Source organism: Curtobacterium sp. SORGH_AS_0776 (genome assembly GCF_031453355.1).
Lineage (GTDB): Bacteria > Actinomycetota > Actinomycetes > Actinomycetales > Microbacteriaceae > Curtobacterium.
Genome location: NZ_JAVIYU010000001.1, coordinates 1,454,934 through 1,472,187 on the forward strand (window position 1 = coordinate 1,454,934; position 17,254 = coordinate 1,472,187).

Consider the following 17,254-nt stretch of genomic DNA (forward strand, 5'->3'; position numbering starts at 1 on the left):
GGCGGGTCGCTTCCCTGAGCGGCCCGCCGATCACGCCTCTCACCTCACACCCCGGCCGGACGCGCCCGCGGCCGTCGTCCTCGTCGGCTGCTGCTCGCCCACCCGGACGCCCCCATGACAAGTCAGCACCCAGTAACGACCTGCGGTAACGGCAGCACCCCATGACGCAGGCGCAATGACTAGGCCGCCTGCGCCAAGTTCCATAGCCGAGCACGAAGCGCTGCGTGCGCTCCTGCGGGCCGCGAAGCAGGCTGAGCTGGCCGCGATCGGCCCAACGAGGCGGATTGCCTTCCGGAACACCCGATCCCTCATTGGCGCCGCCCACGAGCTCGGCTTCACACATGCAGTGCTTGCCGCGATGCTCGAGGTCACAGAGGGCTCCGTCCGCACACGCACCGGGCCGCCGCTACCAATCCTGCCGAGCGCGTTCCTCGCCCTCACACCCGCAGCCTTCGGGTCGCCATGGGCGGTTGGAGTCCGCGGCCCCAGCCACGGCTCAGAGCGGCAGGTGAACATGCTCGTCCTGCTCCGCTGGTACCTCCTGCACGCGGGGAGTACCGACCCTTCGTGAGAGGAGGAGCCCGGTACCGCGACCGCAGGGCAGCGCGATTGAGCACGTGTCAATGGGTGCTGATCGTCGCCGTGCTGAGCGTCGTCGCGCATGTTGCGCTCGCTGTGGCAACGGGGAAATGCAGACCAGGTTGCGCCGGTGTTCTTTGGGGCCCTGGCAGCCGGACACGGAGACCGTCCTGACGAGACAGCAGTATAGATCGGCGCTCATGGCTCAGTTCAGGAGTCGGATGGCCGCGGAAGTGACTCTCGGCCTGTGTCTGGCCGTGACCATCCTTGTGAGCAGCAGTCATTCCGTGTCCAGGTCGACCTGCCCGGGACCAAGGCGGACGTCGGCCGTTTCTCAGCTCGGCAGGTTCCACCGGAGGTCGTACCCGGTGTCGGCGAGGAACCAGAGCCGGCTCCGAACTTCTTCCAACGCCTTCGTGTCGTCGTCGGTGCGGGTGTCGGCGCGGAGAAGAGTGTTGGCGGTGATGATGTCGTCGGTGCGGTCCCGGTAGCCGGCGGCGGTCGCGGTGGCGAAGATGGTCGGGTCGGCCGGGATGATCAGCTCAGTCCCGGCCAGGTCCTCATCTTCGGGCTCGAATCCGAGGCCCTTCATATCGATTTCGTTCGCAGTGAAGGCGACGAGCCGGTACGGCGTCGTCTTCCCGACCGTGATCGCCGGGTAACCGGAGCGACTCGAGATCCCACGCCCGGAGATCAGACAGCCAGCGCCGATGAGCCGGTCCGCCCGCTCCGGCAGTGGCAGGTCGGACCGCCACCGTGTCCGAATGCCGCCCGGTCCTGGGTAGCACGCGATGCTCCAGTCGACGAGGCCGCCGATTTCGCGGGATTCCCATCCGATGCTGGTGCGGTGCACGCGTTTCCCGAGCCGCGCGAGCGCGTCGTCGACCTGCCCGGGCGTGAGTCTTCCGCGGCGGACGAGGTCGTCGAAGGTGGCGCCGTTGACGGCGAGCATCCGTGCGACGGCGAAGGTGATGTAGATCGGGGCGGCGTCCTTCCACCGGTCGTGGACGCCGAGGACCTGTTTCCCGTCGACCCAGACGCGTCGGCGGTCGACGTCGACGAGCAGGACTGTCTCGGTCTGTTCCGCGAGTGCGATCTGCATCTGCATCACCGTGCGCGGGGCGAGCAGGAGCAGCTCTGCGGGTGTGTCTGGTTCGTCGCGCGGGTTCCGGGTCGATGTCGGGAGGCGTGCTCGGCGTCCGTCGGCGAGGCGGATCGTGTCGTGCGACTCGACGACCGCGTGCAGGCCGGCGAGTTTGAGGACGGCGAGGGCGTCGGTGAGGTCCGCGGTGTCCCCGAGTCCGTAGGGGAGGGTGATCTGCGGGCGTCCGGCGTAGGCGTCGGCGACCCATTGCAGTACGGGTCCCATCAGCGGCGCTCTTCCGGGGTGTCGGGTCGGATGAGGGCGATGATCCAGCGGGCTTCGGTGAGGAACGGCTCCCACCCGTCGCGGGTGTCACCGTGTGCTGGTCCGCAGCGGTAGCCGCCATCGCTGTCGGTGCTACTGACGAGGACCTGCCGGAGCTCGGAGTCCGGCGGGTCACGGAAGTACATGTGTCCGTGCGTGCCGGCCATGTCGAACGCGACGGTGAGCAGGAACAGCTCGGGTCGGGTGGTCACCGTCGCCACCGCCGTCCGCGGAACAAGGCGATGACGGTGGCGAGTGGCCGGCCCTGCTGCATCCAGGTCAACGGTGTCAAGGGCACATCGTCGACGCTGAGGAACTGCCGGGGTGTGGTCATGAACTCCGTCATCGCTGCCGCGTCGAGGAGCCGCTGCGGGGCTGCCGCGAAGAGCACGTCGAGACCAGGCAGGAGACTGGATGCGTCGCCGAACTCGGGCAGGGCGGGCTTCACGATCTGCCAGGTGGGGATGCGTTCTTCACCGTCGAGGTCGAAGCTGGTCAGCCGGTTCGACCCGAGCAGCTCCCCGACATCGTCGAGGCTGATCTGCAGCGCGGCGGCGGCTTCCGCTTCGGTGAGAGTCGTGTCCAGCAGGTGCCGGCGAATGCGGGCCTGCGTGGCCTGCCACCACTCCTCGGGCACGTCAGCACCATCAGCAGGAGCGGCACCGGGTGCGTGTGGGATTCGGTGGCCTTTGTCGGTGTAGGCCTGGAGCTGGTCGATGCTGATCTCACCGCGGGCGTACATCCACAACTGGGCCTGCCAGGGCATGTCGTCCGGGAACCCTTCGAGGTAGCCGGAGTGGATGACTTCCCGAACCGCCTTCTCCCGCTTCGCGACCACGGACGCCGGGATGAGGAGGGTCTGGACGATGCGGTTCGCCTCCCGTGTCGCGGGGACGGTCAGGTCAGTGAGACGCCGCCGGTTCCGGTCAACGAGCTCGTAGCCGGGCTCCTTCTCGCTGTGTTCGATCATGATCCGCGCCATCGACGCGTCCGGATTCTCGGTGTCCTCGAGGAGGACATGCCCCCACAGGATCCGGTCGTTCGAGAGGTGCAGGGAAACCAGACGCATCATCAGCGAGTACCTCCAAGAAGTCGTCAACAGGCGAGCGGGACCGTGGTGCGGGTCAGCTCGTCAGTGGAGTGGGTCGGGTTCGTCCGATGCGTTCCGGCTGCTCAGTGAGGACGAACCGCATCAGGCGATCCGTTTCCGCCATCGCCACGACCGACACGTCGCTCCCGGTCGGGTCGGTGGTGGTGAGACGGAACCAGGGGTCCTCGTTTGCGTGGTCGATCAGGACCGTCGCCCACGGCCCGTCCGGATCGTTCGCGTCGGTGAAGATGGTCGCGCCGAAGAACCGGGCGTCATCGAACGCCAACGTCAGAGACACCAACTGCAACGCCACAGGACTCTCGTTCGCTTCGTTGGTCATTGGACGTGCATCCAGCGGAGGTCGTGGGCGGTGTCGGCGCGGAAGTGCAGCAGCTGCCGCATCGCGTTCACCGCATCCGTGTGCGTGTCCGTGTAGCCGTCCTGCCAGATCACCGACGCGGTGATGAACTCATCCGTGCAGCCCCCAAGGTTGGGTGAGGACAGGATCGTCGTGTCCTGCGGAATCAGGACCTTCACCGTCGCCTTATCCACGTCGGCGGGCTCGTAGCCGAGCGCTGTCATGTCGGGATGGGTGGCGAAGAACGCCGTCAACCGGTTCGGTGCAACCTCAGCCCATGACTGGTGCGCTGCCCACCGGTCCGACATCACCCCACCCAGTCCCATGAGTTCATCCGCCTGCTCGTCGAGGGGCACGGCGCGCCTCCAGCAGGTGCGGATCCCGCCAGGACCCGGATACGCCGCCAAGACCCAGTCCGCGAGAGCGGACCGGTCCGCGGCTTCCCACCCGAGGGGCGTGTGGAACACGTGCTCACCGAGCGTCAGCAGCGCTGCGCGAACCTGCTCGACCGGGAGCCCGGTGCGCGCTGCGACATCGTTGGTCCTACCGCCGTCGATAGTGATGGTGCGGGCGATGGCGAACACGTTCCGCCAGCCCGGCGTCGCGTCCCGCTGCATCGACGACCCGGACAGCTGCCGGCCGTCCGCCCACACGCGTTGCCGTTTCCCGTTCACCACGACAAGGTCCCGGTACCGCCGAGCCAGGGACAACACCCCACCTTCCGACCCGCCCGGCAAGACGATCAGATCCGCGTCGCGACTTTCCGGTCCGCCGTCAGCGATGGTGGTCGTCGGATCCGGCGTCGACAGGAACCCGGTCCGGCCGTCCTCAAACCGGAGCCGGTCAAACGCCTCAACCTTGGCGGGCATGCCTGCTGCGGCCAGTGCGGCGAGGGTGTCGGTGATGTCGATCGTCCACCCAAGCCCGAACGGCAACGGCAGGATCGTCTGCTGCTGCCGGATGTTCTGGACCCACTGTCGACCCGCCATCACACCCTCCCCACCTGCGCGAGGATCTGCGTCGTCACTGACAGCAGCTGTGACGGCACCGGTTCGAACCGCGGCGCTGCATGATTAGGCATCCTCGGCCAACCGTGGGTCGTCCTCCGACAGTCGTTCCAAGCCAAGCCCTGAGGCGTCGAGTATGGCGTCCTCGCTTTCGGTCGTTGCGACCCACGACCCGATCTGCGCGTTGATGGCGACAAGCACCCCGATGCGGCTGCGCGCGTCGAGGACGACCAAGTCAACCTCGTGTTCGGAGCAGTCGCTGCTGAGTTCCGGCTTCGACGGGTGCAGTGCCGGGAACTCGAGCTGCTGTACCGGGGGATGCCACTGCACGCCAACCCGAAGCACGCGGCCGTCGTCGTCGTTGCGGTAGAACAGCGAGCCGAACGGATGACCCATGTCGAGGGTCAGGTCAGCGCCGTAGAGCGTCCACCCAGAAGCCGCGTACGTGGGATCCCAGCGTTGAACGACAAGGGCGCCGACGCCCATCTGCAACCCCGGGATCAGCGCCTGCCCCGCGTGCACCTCGGCGTAGAGCTCCTGCAGGTTCGGCGGAGTTTGGTCGCGCACGCTTGACAGCGGGATACGCGACACGTTTTGCACGGCTGCGCGCTGTGATCGCTTCGCGGGACCCGGGCCCGTGTCGGGGGAGTCTCCGCTCATCGGCCGGCGCTCTTTCTCGCGGTGGCGCCCACGCGGGAGCGGCGTCCTGACGTCTTCATGGCACGGACGGTGAGGGATGCGACGTGAAGCATGTCGAGGACGCTACGAGAGCTCTCCGGTCCTCGCAGCCGTTTCGGCCGCTCTGAGTCCGGCAGCAGGAAAGCTGACGAGCTTCAGCGGGAGTCGCGGTGCTGCGCCATGGCTTCCGGCGTGTCGTCGGCGGCGAGCCGCGTTGACCCCACTTCACGGGGCAAGACGGGTCCCTTCGGCATCATTTCGTCCCGCGAACGAGGGTCTTTTCGCCGATTTTCGGCTCTGCTGGTGCTAATGAGCAGCCTTTCCGCCCAGCTCGCAGCCACGTCCTGGCATAGGGCTGGCATCGGCGGAGAACCACTCCGTCCCAACTCGGAAGACCCCAGTCATGAACTCCAACATGTACGACACCGTTGCCTCGATCGCCTCCGGCACGCGCACGACCCCGCACCGCCACAGCATGCTGGAGCTGCAGCAGCTCCGCATCGCACGGAACCGTGCCGGCCAGCGCGGTCAGCAGAAGTTCACCTGCCCGATGATCCGTCAGTGGCGAGGCGAGTTCGAGGACATGTACGAGGTGCGGACCGAGCCGTCGCCGGTCGGGGTGCTTTGCACGAGCGAGGCCGAGCTGCGCGTCAGCCGGCTGGTGGAGGCCGACGTGCAGAGCAGCAGCGTGCTCCTCCGCTGGCACTGCACCAGCTGGCTCGTGGCGACCATCCGCACCTGCGGGGAGACCGACCTCGACGGCGAGGCGCCGATCCCGGCCCCGGCGCCCGCACCGAACGACCCGATCTGCGGCGGATACGCGCACCGCCTCGACGCCACGCAGCTGCCACCGACCCGCCAGTACGACTACCAGGGGTACGACAAGCACCGTTCCGACCGAGCCACCGCCCTCCAGAGCGCCGCCGAGCTGTGGTTCGACGCGACCTTCGCTTCAACCGTGTGGACGGGTCGACGACGCGCCGGTCGGCGAGTGGCCTTCGACGCGACGGAGATCCGCCTCACCGCAGCCCGGTGCAGCCCGCCGCAGTCGAACGACGACGCTGGCTGGTACGAGAAGACCCCGTCGCCGGTCCGTCGGCCGTCCTCGTGGGAGGTCGAGTACGCCGTCATGACCCGCCACACCTCAGAGCCGAGCCTCCTCGGCTCTGTCCGCTGAATCGCTCTTCACGGACGCGAGTCACCGCCGGACGAACGGAGTACCAGCAAGCAAAACGCTTCATCAGGTCATCGAAAGCGCCGTCCACCACCGGTGGGCGGCGCTTTCGTCGTATCGGAGGCGCGCTTCAGGAGGCAGACGGAAGTGGTCCGCCTCGGGGAGTCGCACGGCGCCGAACGCCCGCTCGTAGTGGTCGAGCGCGACCGCGAGGTCCGACACCGGGATCTTGACGTGGTGCAGGCCGTCGAGCCGTGGTCGGGTCACCTCGTCACCCCGTCCGGCCCGCGGCGGTACAGGATGTCGTCTCCGGCGTCCCTGAATCCGAGGCGTTCGTAGAGAGCGGTCGTCCGGCGTCGCTGGCCTGCAGCACCGCCCTCGTCGCACCGCGACCGACGCCGTCGACGATCACCGCTCGCGTGACTGCCTCGCCGAGACCCCGCCGACGGTGGTCGAGGGCCGTGGCGATCGCGAAGACCCCACGGAGTCGCCGTCGAGCACGCTGTACCCGGTGGCGGGCGCCTTCGACCGCGGCCGCGGCGGTCGGTCGCGGCGACGTCCTGGTCCGTCCGTTGTCGTCCACGTGCACTCCTCTCATCCGATGCCGACCGGCGGGCCCCGCTCCCGCTCATCCGAACGACAGCACGACCTTGTCCGACGTTCCGCCCGACTCGAGCAGCCGGTGCGCCTCGGCGGCTTCGCGGACGGGCATGACCAGTCGCCGTTTCATCCGCAGGGCTCCAGACGCGAGCAGCGGCATCGTCAGGGCGAGCGCATCCGGCGCGCGGTCGGCGCTCGGATGAGAGAGGACCGCGCCCGAGAGCGCGACCTCGGGACCGCCGACGAGCGTGACCACCCTGCTCGGGTCACCGGTCGCGGCGACCGCCTCCAGCAGCCCGCCGCTACCCGCCGCCGCGACAACGGCGTCCACGTGGCCGCCGATCCGGTCGAACACGCCCGGACCGGACTCGAGGAACTCACCGCCGAGCTCGCGGACGAAGGAGCCGTGGTGTGGTCGACCGACGCCGATCACCCGGACATCCCGCGACCGGGCGAGTTGCGTCGCGAGTGCGCCGACGGCTCCTGCGGCGCCGAGGACGACCAAGGTCTCACCGCCCGTGACGCGGACCTGACGGAGGGCGCCGACTGCTGCGTCGGCGGACGCCGGGAGGGCGGCCGCGGCATCCCAGCTGACCGAGGCGGGCTTGGGCCACCAGACGGTCGTGCTCACGAACTCGCCGTAGCCGCCCTGCCTCGGCAGGAGGGCGGCGACCTCCTCCCCTACCCGGGCCTCGGCGCCAGCGCCGACGGCTTCGACCACGCCGGCGGCCTCGAATCCCAGGACGTCGCCCGGTCGCTGCGCGAACACATCGGTGAGGTCGCCAGCGCGGATGTGCAGGTCGGTGGGCCCGATCGCGGCGGCCCGCACCCGGAGGAGCACCTCACCCGGCTCGGGATCCGGGGGCACGACAGGGAGCCACTGCAGTACCTCCGGGCATCCGAAGGCCGTGAGCACGATCGCGTTCGACATGGCGCATCCGTTCGTCGTGGTCGACAGGGCCGGGGTGCTCCGGCACGGCGACCGTACTCAGGCGACGAATCAGTCAGCGTGCCCCGACGAGGGACACCCTCGCGGCATCCGATGCACCGCCGTGAGGCGGACGGGAGCTCGGGGCGGGCCCGCACCGCGCCTCCCGTCCGAGCACGGATCGTGGGAATGCCTGACGCGTCAGGCAGTTGACCCACTCTGTGCAGCGACGACTTAGCGACCGAGAACTCGACACCTGGCAGCGACTGCAGGTGGTGACCGAACGGCTCCGACGGCGGGTCGGTGCGGACCTCCGATCCGACGCCGACCTGTCCGAACCGGAGTTCACGGTGCTGGCACACCTCGTCGACATGGGCGGCGCCGCCCGCCCGACTGCCTGCGCCGCGGCGATCGGCTGGGACTCCAGCCGTCTCGCACACCAGTTGCGGCGCCTCGAGCGCCGGGAGCTGGTGGAGCGACGACCCGACCCCGGCGGCGACGCGCGTGGCTCGTCCATCGCGATCACCACCACGGGACGGGCGGCGCACCGTGCGGCCGTCGGGTCGCACCTGCGCGCAGCCTCCACCTGGTTCGGCGAGGCACTCGACGACGCGCAGCTCGCCGGACTCGACGCAGCACTGCGCGCACTCGACCACCAAATCCGCCGCCTCGACGGCGACGACCCGGGCGACGACCGCCCGGAGGAACAGGAACAGGAGCAGGAACGATGAGCGGAACGACGGACACCTGGACGACCCGCGCGGCAGAATTGACCGGGAGGAACGTCGTGGTCGTCGGCGGATCAGGGGGCGTGGGCGAGGGGGTGGTGCGGTCGGCGCTCGCGGCCGGCGCCACGGTGGTCGCGACCGGGCGTGACGACGCCCGACTCGCGGCGCTCGCGCAGCGGATGGCGGACGCTGGACTCCCGGGGACGCTGCACACCCGCCTCCTCGATGCGATGACCCCCGGGCTCGACGAGGACGTCCGATCCCTGGCGCGTGAGTTCGGCGCCCTCGACGGGGTCGTCGTCTCCGTCGCGTCCTGGGGCGACCAGGGCCGGAAGCCCGCGCTCGCCCTCGACGACGACGAATGGCAGCGGCTGCTCGACGGCAACCTGACGAGCGTGTTCCGGTTGTTCCGGGCGTTCCTGCCCGTGACCGCGCCCGGCGGCGTGCTCGTGCAGCTCAACGGGATGAGCGCGGACATCCCCTTCCCCGGGAGCGCCGGAGTGGCGCTCAGCGCGGCGGCGACCAAGTCGCTCACCCTCACCCTCGCCGCCGAGCTGGGCGGCCGCGGCCCACGCGTCGTGCAGCTCGTGCTCGGCGTGGTCCGCACGCGCGCCCGGCAGCAGGCGGGCATCGACGACGTCCGCTGGATCGACGCCACGCAGATCGGCGACCACGTCGCCGGGCTCGTCGCCGGCACCAGTGCGCTCGCACACACCCCGTTGCAGTACTTCACCGACCGAGCCGAGGGTCCGATCGCCGGACGCGGGCTCCGCTGAACCGAGGAACCGAGGAACCATGGAGATTGTTCGTCCCGCAGACCGCGGGTACGAAGCCCTGCGACACGTCTACGCGCGCAACGGTCGGCCCGGCTCGGTGCTCCTGCCCCGATCGACCGGCGAGGTCGTCGAGGCCCTCGGGATCGTCCGTGCCTCCGGGCGTCCCTTCTCGGTCCGGAGCGGCGGACACGGCATCAGCAGCATCGCGACGAACGATGGTGGTGACGTCGTCGACCTCCGGCAGATGTCGGCCGTCGAGCATCTCGGCGGTACGAACGTCCGGATCGGACCCGGGGCGCGGTGGGGTGCCGTGGCGCACCAGCTCTCGCCGCTCGGGCTGGCAATCAGCTCCGGCGACTCGGGCGACGTCGGGGTCGGTGGACTCGCCACCACCGGCGGGCTCGGGTTGATGGGTCGCGCGCACGGTCTGACGCTCGACCGAATGCGATCGGCCGAGGTCGTCACTGCGGACGGGCGCGTCCGCAGTGTGTCGGAGACGGAGGACCCCGACTTGTTCTGGGCCGTGCGCGGCGCCGGTGCGAATTTCGGCATCGTCACGTCCTTCGAGTTCGAGGCCGCCGAGACGTCCGACGTCGTCCAGGCGACCGTCGTGTACCAGCCGTCCGATCTCGCGGCGTTCCTCCTCGCGTGGGGGAGGACCGTCGAGGAGGCCGCGCGGGAGGTCTCCGCGTTCCTCTACATCGGTGCCGGGCCGACGCCCGTCGCGCAGGCGACCGTGGTGTACGCGGGGGACGACCTCGGCGCGGCGATCCCGGAGTTGGAGCGGTTCCTCCGGCTGCCCGGCACCGCGGGCCAGCGGTCGGCGGTCGTGCCGTACTCCGCGGTCCCGCTGACGAGCGGGGCCCCGCACACCGGGCAGCAGCGCGCGGTGACCCACACCGGTCTGGCCGTCCACCTCGACGACGACCTGACCGGGCGGATCGCCGGGCTGCTGCGATCCGGCCGCGCGGAGATGGTGCAGATCCGGTCCGTCGGCGGCGCGGTCAACGACGTCGACCCGGACGCCACCGCGTACGCGCACCGCCACCAGAACTTCTCGGTCACGGCCGTGTCCATGGTTGGCGGCGCGGCGTTCGACCGGGCGTGGGAGCGCGTGCACGAGCGCATGGACGGCATGTACCTCAGCTTCGAGAGCGACCACCGGCCGGAGGCCGTCGCAGAGGCGTTCCCACCGCGGACGCTCGCGCGGCTCCGGACGCTGAAAACGCGGTTTGACCCGGACGACGTGTTCGACCAGAACTTCGACGTGATGGAAAGGGTGCCCTCCGCTCGGTGACGTCCTGGTACGGGTGCTGGCTCCGCGCCGACGCTCAGGTGCCGACGGAGCGCCGTGCGTCGCCGAGCGCGGTCCAGGCCACCGGACCGTCGAGCTTCGGCTCCAGGGGCAGAGGATCATCTTCGTCCGCGATCTCGTCGAGCTCCCCGCGCAACTTCGCGACGGCACCGTGCACTTGATGACGGACCACGATCGGCATCAAGCGGCTGGCGCGCGTGTCGCCCTCTTCGCGAGGATGAAGGCGGAGGGGACCGTCATCGCGCCGGTGCGCCTCACCGTCCCGAAGTTGGGCACCATCACCGACGACGATCGTTGGGCGGACGCCACGGCGCGCTGGGGCCGCTCGCGACGCGGCCGGGGCGGCTCGCGGTCCCGCGACCTCAGGGACCCGCCGATCGTCTGCCCCGGAGCGCGCCGTCGAGCAGGAACCCGGTCGCTCGCAGACGAGCTCCCGGCTCCGGGGACCGTGCACTCGGGACGTCCACGACGGCCCCGGCCATCCGGACGAGCAACGAGAGGTCGCGCGCGACGAACCCGGGACGTGCGGCACCTGACACGGTAGCGCTCGCGAGCAGACCGGCGATGGTGTTCCGCAGGACGTCCGTCCTGCGGTCCGGGCGCGCGGCGTGTCGGTCGCGGACCGGTCGCTCCACCTCGGCGAGGACGTCGTCGACCGCCCGGTCGGTCGACCGCAGTTCGAATAGCCCGACGAGGAGTGTTTGGAGCGCGTCGCGCGGATCGGCGACCCGCGCCGCCCGGTCCGCAACCGCGCACACACCGTCGAGCGCCTCGTCGCGGAGCGCGCTGACGAGGGCGTCCCGCCCGCCGAAGCGTCGGTAGAGCGTGCCGACGCCGACCCCAGCCGTCCGTGCGACCCCGTCGAGCGACATCGCCGCACCATGCTCGGTGAACTGTTGGCGGGCGGCCGTCAGGATCCGCCTCCGGTTCAGCGCGGCATCAGCCCGGAGCGGAGGAGGGGTGAGCTCACCCGGCGTAGGCAAGCGGATCCCACCCCTCGACGGGGCCAGCCTCGGCGATGCCTCGCACGAACAGGGGGTCGCGGTCGCTGAACGCCCTCGCAGCCCGCTCGGACCGGAAGACGGCGATGGCGTCCACGAATCCGTCGGCCTCCGGCAAGGTCCCGATCAACCACAAACCGCCGTCGGCGCCGAGACCGTCGAGGTCCGCGCGGTGCTCCGCGTATGCGCTCCGCACGGCCGCGTCGTGCCCGACAGGCCACCGGTACCGAACGACGTGGTAGGACCTGCGTTCAGGAGGCGAACCGAGCACCGAGACCTCCGTCGACGTCCCACGACGCTCCGGTGACATAGGACGCGGCGGGGGACGCCAGGAATGCGACGACGGACGCGATCTCCTGCGGCGTGCCGATCCGGCCCAGTGGGTGGATGCGCCGCAGGTGGTCCCAGGCCGCGTCCGGGTCGTCCATGGCGCGGTACTGCGCGACCATCGGCGGGGTCTCGACGTAGCCCGGGCACACGGCGTTCACTCGGATCGCGTCGTCGGCGAGCTCGAGCGCCATGGAGCGGGTGAGTCCGAGCACGCCGGACTTCGCGGCGGCGTACGGGAAGAGCCCTCGGCGGGTGAGGTGCGCGTGGATCGAGGCGATGTTCACCACGGCTCCGCCGCCGTTCGCGCGCATCCCGCGCAGTGCGGCCTTCGTGCAGAGCCAGGCTGCCTTGAGGTCGACGGCCATCAGCGCGTCCCAGTCGCCGCTCTCCAGGTCGTCCAGGCCGGCTGCGCGGCCGACGCCGGCGTTGTTCACGAGGACCTCGACGGGGCCAAGCTCACGCTCGACCTCGGCGAACGCCTCGGGGATGCGCGCCTCGTCGGCGACGTCGCACCGGACGAAGCGGTGGTCCGGGCCGAGCTGCGCGGCGGCAGCCCGGCCCGTCGACTCGGTCCGGCCGAGGATCGCGACGCGCCACCCCTGGTCGGCGAGGGTCTGAGCGATGGCGAAGCCGATTCCCTGCGTGCCGCCGGTGACGACGGCTGTGCCGCGGCTGGTCGCGTCGCTCATGCTCACGCTTCCTTCGGCAGGTCGGTCCGCGCGGCGCTGTCGTGCTGCGACTCGATGTCGGCGAGCCGATCGCGGAGCGCGTCTGCGATGTACTTTTGGGAGTCGCTCCCGGTGACCAGGCGCAGCGGCGCCGGGTTCTGGTCGACGGTACCGATGATCGCCGCGGCGACCTTCTCCGGGTCGCTGACCGACGGAAGCGCGGGGTTCTGGATGCCGCGGGTCATCGCGGCGGGGGTGCCGTCGTACGCCGACATCGGCTCGGGCAGACGGGAGCTGCCGACCCGGAAGCCGGTCGCGGCACTGCCGGGCTCGACGATCGTGACGCCGATGCCGAACGGTGCGAGGTCCTTCGCGTTGCCCTCCATGAAGCCCTCGACGCCCCACTTGCTGGCGTGGTAGAGCGAGGCGCCCGGGTTCGTGGCCTGGCCGCCGTAAGTGGAGACCTGGATGATGCGGCCGCCGCCCTGCGCGCGCAGGTGCGGCACCGCGGCGCGGAGGATCTGGATCGGGCCGACGAGGTTGGTGCCGAGCTGGTGCTCGATCAGCTCGTCGGTGAGTTCCTCGGCGGCCCCGAACAGGCCGTACCCGGCGTTGTTGACGATGACGTCGATGGTGCCGAGGTCGCTGAAGGCCCGCTCCACGACTTCGCGGATCTGCGGGGTGTTCGTGACGTCGAGCTGCGCGACCCAGATGCGGTCGCCGTACTGCTCCACCAAGTCGTCGAGTGACTGGGTGTTGCGGGCGGTAGCGGCAACGCGGTCGCCGCGCTCGAGGAGCTGCTCGGTCATGAGCCGTCCGAAACCGCTGTTCGAGCCGGTGATGAACCAGGTGCGCTGAGGCATGGCTTTTTCCTTTCGGGATGTCGCCGACCGATCCGGCCGGCGTGGAGACCATCGTCGGTCGGCGCCAATACCGCGGGAAGTCCTTGCGCATACCAGTAGTCGGAGGGACAGGTTGAGTGGCCCAGTGCGCTCGGATGCTCCGTACGCTCGGGGCGTGGACACCCATAAGCCCCTTGCAGAGTTCTTGCGTGCCCGGCGCGAGCTGCTGCGCCCTGAGGACGTCGGTTTGGCACGAGGTGAGCGCCGCCGTGTGCCTGGCCTTCGCCGTGAAGAGGTGGCGCTGCTGGCGGGCATCAGCAGTGAGTACTACCTTCGGCTCGAGCAGGGTCGTGATCAGCACCCATCGGACCAGGTCATCGAGGCAATCGCATCTGCACTCCAGCTCGATGAACAAAGCCGTGCGCACGTGACGGAGTTGGCGCGAGCGCGGCCGGGCCGCGGACCGGCGAAGCGCCGTCGGCCGCAACGCGTTCCTGATGGGGTCCGAATGCTGATCGACACGGTCAACGTGCCGGCATTCGTCATGAACCAGTACCGGGACGTCTTGGTGGTGAATCGCCTCGCGACGCTGCTTGAGCCGGCTCTCATCGTGGGGGCCAACCGGCTGATCTCTCTCTTCACCAACGAGGAGACGCGCGCGTCGCATCCTGATTGGAATCAGAACACTGCGAGCGTGGTGGCGCAACTCCGCGCCGACACCGGCGCTGAGGAGGACGACCCGCAGTTCCAAGCGCTCATCGGGGAACTCTCCATGAAGAGCGAGCGATTCCGTCAGCTGTGGGCGCGACACGATGTCAGCCTGGTGGGATCACCGACGGGTGTCATACACAATCGTCAGGTCGGCGATCTGCTCTTGCGTCGTGAGAAGTTCGCAGTGACTGGCAGCCCCGGGCTCGTTGTGGTGATGTACCACGCGGAGCCCGGCACCGCCGACTCGGAGAAACTCGGGCTGCTCGCCTCACTGGCTTGACCAACCCTCCCAGGCCTCACTGTGCGTCGATGACTGCGTCCCGGAGCGAAGCGATCACGGTGGTCAGGAACTCCTCCGTCATGCCGTAACCGACTGCGACGAGGGCGAGGCGGCCGTTCGTGGTAGCTGCACCGAGCATCTGCTCGCCGTCAACCTGTGTCAGGACGAGGGGCCCCCAGAAAGCGTCAACCGTCACGGCACCGCCGGCGGGGAACCGGGTGGTGCCGAGGTTGCTCACAACGACGTCCAGGCCGAGTGCTCCGCGCGCCATGAACGCCTCAGCACGCTCCGCCGTCACGTGCGGGTCCATTGCGGCGCCGATGGCGGCTACAGAGCGACCGATGCCGACCGTGCTTCGAGCGGGGGCCAGGGCGGTGATGCTCTCGCGAGCTTCTTCCCAGAACGTGTCCCGCCCATTCGGGCGGCCGCCTGTCCGGGCAACGGCGATGAACACGCCGGGCCCGTCCTTCGTGCCGATGAACGGGAGAAGGCTGATCGGGCTCATCGTCCGCACGAAGTCAGTGCCCCGAGCTGCCTTCGATGCCCGCGCGGCCGCCGCGATCAGCGCGCCATGGAGTGTGGTGCCCTCGTTGCGCGCCGCCGTCAGCAGCTCGGTGGTGAAGGCCTGATCGAGGGTGTGCGCGAAGATCTTCGCCTCAGCGCCGTCGAACGGACGGAACGTGGGCAGCGCGCGCAACTCGTCGTGGGCGAGTGGCGGGGGACCCGCAGGCGGGCCGAGCTGTAATACCTCGTCGAGTTCGGGGACTCGCGCGAGCGCCTGTTCGCGGGACTCGGACGGTGTTTCGGGTCCGAGGTCTTCGCCGTTGAGGGCGCGCGACAAGTCGATCAAGAGTGATGCCCCGGAAAGGCCGTCTGCAAGCGAGTGCACCATCGTGAGCAGCACCGTGGCTCCTCGCTCACCATCGATGCCGTCGTCGATGAAAACGGCTCGTGCGGTTGGATCGTCGGGTTCGAGCGTGAAGGCGTCCGCAAGTTCCTTCGCTGCCTCTCTTTCCCACGCAGTGCCGGCTGCTGCGCTCCGTAACGGGATGGGGTCCTCGGATGACCGCATCTCGGGTCCAGCTTCGGTCTCGACGACTCGCGCTCCGAAGGCCGGATGATGTGACTGCAGGGCGCTGAGAGCGTGTCGCAGCGCCCGGGATTCGACAGCACCCTTGAAGTGAGCTGCGACGACGAACTGCATCGGGTGCAGCTCGGAGAATCGGTGGTACATCCGCTCGAGAGCTCCGAGCGGACGTGGAAGAGCGTGCATGAGTGTCTCCGACGATTGCGGGTGCTGGGGCCGTGGATCGATCCCGACCAGGACGCGTCGGCGGACGCTTGCTCCTCCCTGAGGAGCAGTGACGTCTGCCGCCATGCGCTGTTGTCGAACCTACGAAAGAAGGCGGCTCGGCACATGTCCCCGGGGGGAACATCTTCAGCGGTGAGCCGCACCCCGCCGGCGCAGCACGTAGCGGGGCCGAGCAGATCGCGCTTCCCGGCACCCGAGCGACATGTCTCAGTGAGGTTGATCGACGGCGGGCGCAGCGCTTCATCTGCTCGGAAGGCACGACGACGCACTGTCTTGCTTCACGCTGATGGCGTCGAGAACGAAGGCGACCGCTTCCTGAAGGTGACGGGGTTCCTCGGCGTCGGGCCCGGGGGCTTGCTCCGCCGACCATCGTGATCAGGGTGATGACGTCATCGACGTCCAGGGCGACTCGGATACAGCTGACGCGCTGCGCCTCGGCGAGTGGATCGCCTGTGACCTGGATAACCCGCCGCTCCTGCCTGCGGCGACCGTGGGCGCGGCTGCACGATCGAGGACTCATGCGTTTGAGATCACTTCGGCGAACGGCGAGGCCTGGGTACGCCGAGAAGACGCGCCCAGGCCTCACTCGGTCATGAGTTGGATGCGTCTGCCCAGGTGTCGTCGGCCGTGATGATCCCGAAGGTCGGGTTGGTGAGGTGCGCCGCAGCGATGACGATACCGTCAGCCTTGGCGCGCGCGAACAGCGCGGCGCGAGCGGCAGCTGCCTGATCCCGATCGTGATCCGTCATGAAGTGGATGCCTCGGTCGTTGAGCTGGGCCGGAAGCTCGATGAGATCACCGACGAAGAGGATTCGCTGCCCCTGGGACTCGATTTCGATCGTCACGTGACCCGGCGTGTGCCCGGGAACGTGGGCAACCGTGATGCCTGGGAGGATTTCCGCCGTCCCAGGCGCGAAGGTCCGCAGGATTCCCGCGGCGGCAGCAGATTCCATCAGCGGTCGGGTCGGGTCACCATCCGGCGCACCCTCCACGAGCGGGGCCCAGTCTGCCGCGCCGTAGTGCACCTCCGCGTTGGGGAAGAAAGGCTTGCCGTCGTGCATGATCCAGCCGACGTGGTCGAGGTGCAGATGCGTGACGAGAACCTTCGAGATGTCGTCGGGGCTCACGCCTGCCGCAGCCAGTGCGGCGGGGAGCGAGCCTGCTTCCGCCATGTGGCTCGGCGGGTCCGTGAGGCCGTTCAGCTCCGCCAGCTCGGCCGGGAACGGCATGGACAATTCGCCGGCGCCTGCGTCGATGAGGAGCGTTCCGGCGGGCCCTTGCACGAGGTGTGCCCCGATCCGGATCCGATGGGTGCCTGACGCGTCGAGAGTGTCTGGGTGCTCAAAGAAGTTCGCTCCGGGGTAGGCGGACGCCGGTAGGTGGGAGTCGCCGTCCCGCAGTGCTGTGATCGTGTACTCGCCGATCGTGATCGTGTCGCTCATCACTCTTCCTTCGCTGAAACTGACTTG

Annotated in this window: 20 protein-coding genes; 5 read left to right on the forward strand and 15 right to left on the reverse strand. The window is 69.3% G+C overall.

Annotated features, from left to right (window positions below):
* Window positions 1-913 precede the first annotated feature (913 nt).
* The 6 genes from QE359_RS07370 to QE359_RS07395 all read right to left on the reverse strand — a co-directional run bounded on the left by QE359_RS07370 (window position 914) and on the right by QE359_RS07395 (window position 5,042).
* Window positions 914-1,948: a hypothetical protein gene (locus tag QE359_RS07370; protein WP_309778618.1), complete on the reverse strand. Its 1,035-nt coding sequence runs from the start codon at window positions 1,946-1,948 to the stop codon at window positions 914-916.
* Window positions 1,948-2,199, reverse strand: coding sequence for a hypothetical protein (locus QE359_RS07375; protein ID WP_309778620.1), 252 nt, complete (start codon window positions 2,197-2,199; stop codon window positions 1,948-1,950). The genes QE359_RS07370 and QE359_RS07375 overlap by 1 nt, the downstream gene beginning before the upstream one ends.
* Window positions 2,196-3,059 (reverse strand): hypothetical protein, encoded by an 864-nt coding sequence (locus tag QE359_RS07380; RefSeq protein ID WP_309778622.1) that lies wholly within the window; start codon window positions 3,057-3,059, stop codon window positions 2,196-2,198. The genes QE359_RS07375 and QE359_RS07380 overlap by 4 nt, the downstream gene beginning before the upstream one ends.
* Before the next feature lie 52 nt (window positions 3,060-3,111).
* On the reverse strand, window positions 3,112-3,390 hold the full coding sequence (locus QE359_RS07385; RefSeq protein WP_309778624.1) for a hypothetical protein: 279 nt from the start codon (window positions 3,388-3,390) through the stop codon (window positions 3,112-3,114).
* 23 nt (window positions 3,391-3,413) lie between these two features.
* A complete protein-coding gene (locus tag QE359_RS07390) occupies window positions 3,414-4,424 on the reverse strand; it encodes a hypothetical protein (RefSeq protein ID WP_309778625.1) in 1,011 nt (336 codons plus the stop codon).
* Window positions 4,425-4,508: 84 nt separating this feature from the next.
* Window positions 4,509-5,042, reverse strand: a complete 534-nt coding sequence (locus QE359_RS07395) for a hypothetical protein (protein ID WP_309778626.1) — start codon at window positions 5,040-5,042, stop codon at window positions 4,509-4,511.
* Between the two features lie 481 nt (window positions 5,043-5,523).
* On the opposite strand from QE359_RS07395, the gene QE359_RS07400 reads away from it, so the two are divergent.
* Complete coding sequence (locus tag QE359_RS07400; RefSeq protein WP_309778628.1) at window positions 5,524-6,297, forward strand: hypothetical protein; 774 nt, start codon at window positions 5,524-5,526, stop codon at window positions 6,295-6,297.
* A gap of 63 nt (window positions 6,298-6,360) precedes the next feature.
* Here the strand turns inward: QE359_RS07400 and QE359_RS07405 are convergent, their stop codons facing one another.
* Entirely contained in the window at window positions 6,361-6,561 is a 201-nt protein-coding gene (locus tag QE359_RS07405) for a hypothetical protein (RefSeq protein ID WP_309778629.1), read from the reverse strand.
* A 361-nt stretch (window positions 6,562-6,922) separates the two neighbouring features.
* Window positions 6,923-7,825, reverse strand: a complete 903-nt coding sequence (locus QE359_RS07410) for an alcohol dehydrogenase catalytic domain-containing protein (RefSeq protein ID WP_309778630.1) — start codon at window positions 7,823-7,825, stop codon at window positions 6,923-6,925.
* 218 nt (window positions 7,826-8,043) lie between these two features.
* Here QE359_RS07410 and QE359_RS07415 point away from each other — a divergent pair, with 218 nt between their 5' ends.
* Genes QE359_RS07415 through QE359_RS07425 form a run of 3 tightly spaced genes read left to right on the forward strand, consistent with a single transcriptional unit; the run spans window position 8,044 to window position 10,623 of the window.
* A complete protein-coding gene (locus QE359_RS07415; RefSeq protein ID WP_309778632.1) occupies window positions 8,044-8,553 on the forward strand; it encodes a MarR family winged helix-turn-helix transcriptional regulator in 510 nt (169 codons plus the stop codon).
* Window positions 8,550-9,326 carry an SDR family oxidoreductase gene (locus QE359_RS07420; RefSeq protein WP_309778633.1) on the forward strand — a complete coding sequence of 259 codons (777 nt, stop codon included), beginning with the start codon at window positions 8,550-8,552 and terminating at the stop codon, window positions 9,324-9,326. Before QE359_RS07415 ends, QE359_RS07420 begins: the two co-directional genes overlap by 4 nt.
* A 19-nt stretch (window positions 9,327-9,345) precedes the next feature.
* A complete protein-coding gene (locus QE359_RS07425) occupies window positions 9,346-10,623 on the forward strand; it encodes an FAD-binding oxidoreductase (RefSeq protein WP_309778635.1) in 1,278 nt (425 codons plus the stop codon).
* 34 nt (window positions 10,624-10,657) lie between these two features.
* On the opposite strand, the gene QE359_RS07430 is transcribed toward QE359_RS07425, so the two are convergent.
* The 5 genes from QE359_RS07430 to QE359_RS07450 form a co-directional block, all read right to left on the reverse strand.
* Window positions 10,658-10,822 (reverse strand): hypothetical protein, encoded by a 165-nt coding sequence (locus QE359_RS07430; protein WP_309778637.1) that lies wholly within the window; start codon window positions 10,820-10,822, stop codon window positions 10,658-10,660.
* Between the two features lie 181 nt (window positions 10,823-11,003).
* A complete protein-coding gene (locus QE359_RS07435; protein ID WP_309778640.1) occupies window positions 11,004-11,624 on the reverse strand; it encodes a helix-turn-helix domain-containing protein in 621 nt (206 codons plus the stop codon).
* The gene (locus tag QE359_RS07440; RefSeq protein WP_309780474.1) at window positions 11,608-11,913 is read right to left on the reverse strand and encodes a hypothetical protein; all 306 of its coding nucleotides are present in this window, start codon (window positions 11,911-11,913) and stop codon (window positions 11,608-11,610) included. Before QE359_RS07440 ends, QE359_RS07435 begins: the two co-directional genes overlap by 17 nt.
* Window positions 11,894-12,661 carry an SDR family NAD(P)-dependent oxidoreductase gene (locus QE359_RS07445; RefSeq protein ID WP_309778642.1) on the reverse strand — a complete coding sequence of 256 codons (768 nt, stop codon included), beginning with the start codon at window positions 12,659-12,661 and terminating at the stop codon, window positions 11,894-11,896. The genes QE359_RS07440 and QE359_RS07445 overlap by 20 nt, the downstream gene beginning before the upstream one ends.
* A gap of 2 nt (window positions 12,662-12,663) precedes the next feature.
* Window positions 12,664-13,503, reverse strand: coding sequence for an SDR family oxidoreductase (locus tag QE359_RS07450; protein WP_309778644.1), 840 nt, complete (start codon window positions 13,501-13,503; stop codon window positions 12,664-12,666).
* A 154-nt stretch (window positions 13,504-13,657) separates the two neighbouring features.
* Between QE359_RS07450 and QE359_RS07455 the strand changes: the two genes are divergently transcribed.
* Window positions 13,658-14,473, forward strand: a complete 816-nt coding sequence (locus QE359_RS07455) for a helix-turn-helix transcriptional regulator (RefSeq protein WP_209080225.1) — start codon at window positions 13,658-13,660, stop codon at window positions 14,471-14,473.
* A 16-nt stretch (window positions 14,474-14,489) separates the two neighbouring features.
* On the opposite strand, the gene QE359_RS07460 is transcribed toward QE359_RS07455, so the two are convergent.
* Window positions 14,490-15,677 carry a hypothetical protein gene (locus tag QE359_RS07460; RefSeq protein WP_309778647.1) on the reverse strand — a complete coding sequence of 396 codons (1,188 nt, stop codon included), beginning with the start codon at window positions 15,675-15,677 and terminating at the stop codon, window positions 14,490-14,492.
* Between the two features lie 698 nt (window positions 15,678-16,375).
* Complete coding sequence (locus QE359_RS07465; protein WP_309778648.1) at window positions 16,376-17,227, reverse strand: MBL fold metallo-hydrolase; 852 nt, start codon at window positions 17,225-17,227, stop codon at window positions 16,376-16,378.
* Between the last annotated feature and the right edge of the window lie 27 nt (window positions 17,228-17,254).

What these genes read in the sequence shown, in the direction of transcription:
- QE359_RS07370 (WP_309778618.1), bottom strand. Translation starts at nt 1,948, where the DNA reads ATGGGACCCGTACTGCAATGGGTCGCCGACGCCTACGCCGGACGCCCG.
- QE359_RS07380 (WP_309778622.1), bottom strand. Translation starts at nt 3,059, where the DNA reads ATGATGCGTCTGGTTTCCCTGCACCTCTCGAACGACCGGATCCTGTGG.
- QE359_RS07390 (WP_309778625.1), bottom strand. Translation starts at nt 4,424, where the DNA reads ATGGCGGGTCGACAGTGGGTCCAGAACATCCGGCAGCAGCAGACGATC.
- QE359_RS07400 (WP_309778628.1), top strand. Translation starts at nt 5,524, where the DNA reads ATGAACTCCAACATGTACGACACCGTTGCCTCGATCGCCTCCGGCACG.
- QE359_RS07410 (WP_309778630.1), bottom strand. Translation starts at nt 7,825, where the DNA reads ATGTCGAACGCGATCGTGCTCACGGCCTTCGGATGCCCGGAGGTACTG.
- QE359_RS07420 (WP_309778633.1), top strand. Translation starts at nt 8,550, where the DNA reads ATGAGCGGAACGACGGACACCTGGACGACCCGCGCGGCAGAATTGACC.
- QE359_RS07425 (WP_309778635.1), top strand. Translation starts at nt 9,346, where the DNA reads ATGGAGATTGTTCGTCCCGCAGACCGCGGGTACGAAGCCCTGCGACAC.
- QE359_RS07430 (WP_309778637.1), bottom strand. Translation starts at nt 10,822, where the DNA reads ATGCCGATCGTGGTCCGTCATCAAGTGCACGGTGCCGTCGCGAAGTTG.
- QE359_RS07445 (WP_309778642.1), bottom strand. Translation starts at nt 12,661, where the DNA reads ATGAGCGACGCGACCAGCCGCGGCACAGCCGTCGTCACCGGCGGCACG.
- QE359_RS07450 (WP_309778644.1), bottom strand. Translation starts at nt 13,503, where the DNA reads ATGCCTCAGCGCACCTGGTTCATCACCGGCTCGAACAGCGGTTTCGGA.
- QE359_RS07460 (WP_309778647.1), bottom strand. Translation starts at nt 15,677, where the DNA reads ATGCAGTTCGTCGTCGCAGCTCACTTCAAGGGTGCTGTCGAATCCCGG.
- QE359_RS07465 (WP_309778648.1), bottom strand. Translation starts at nt 17,227, where the DNA reads ATGAGCGACACGATCACGATCGGCGAGTACACGATCACAGCACTGCGG.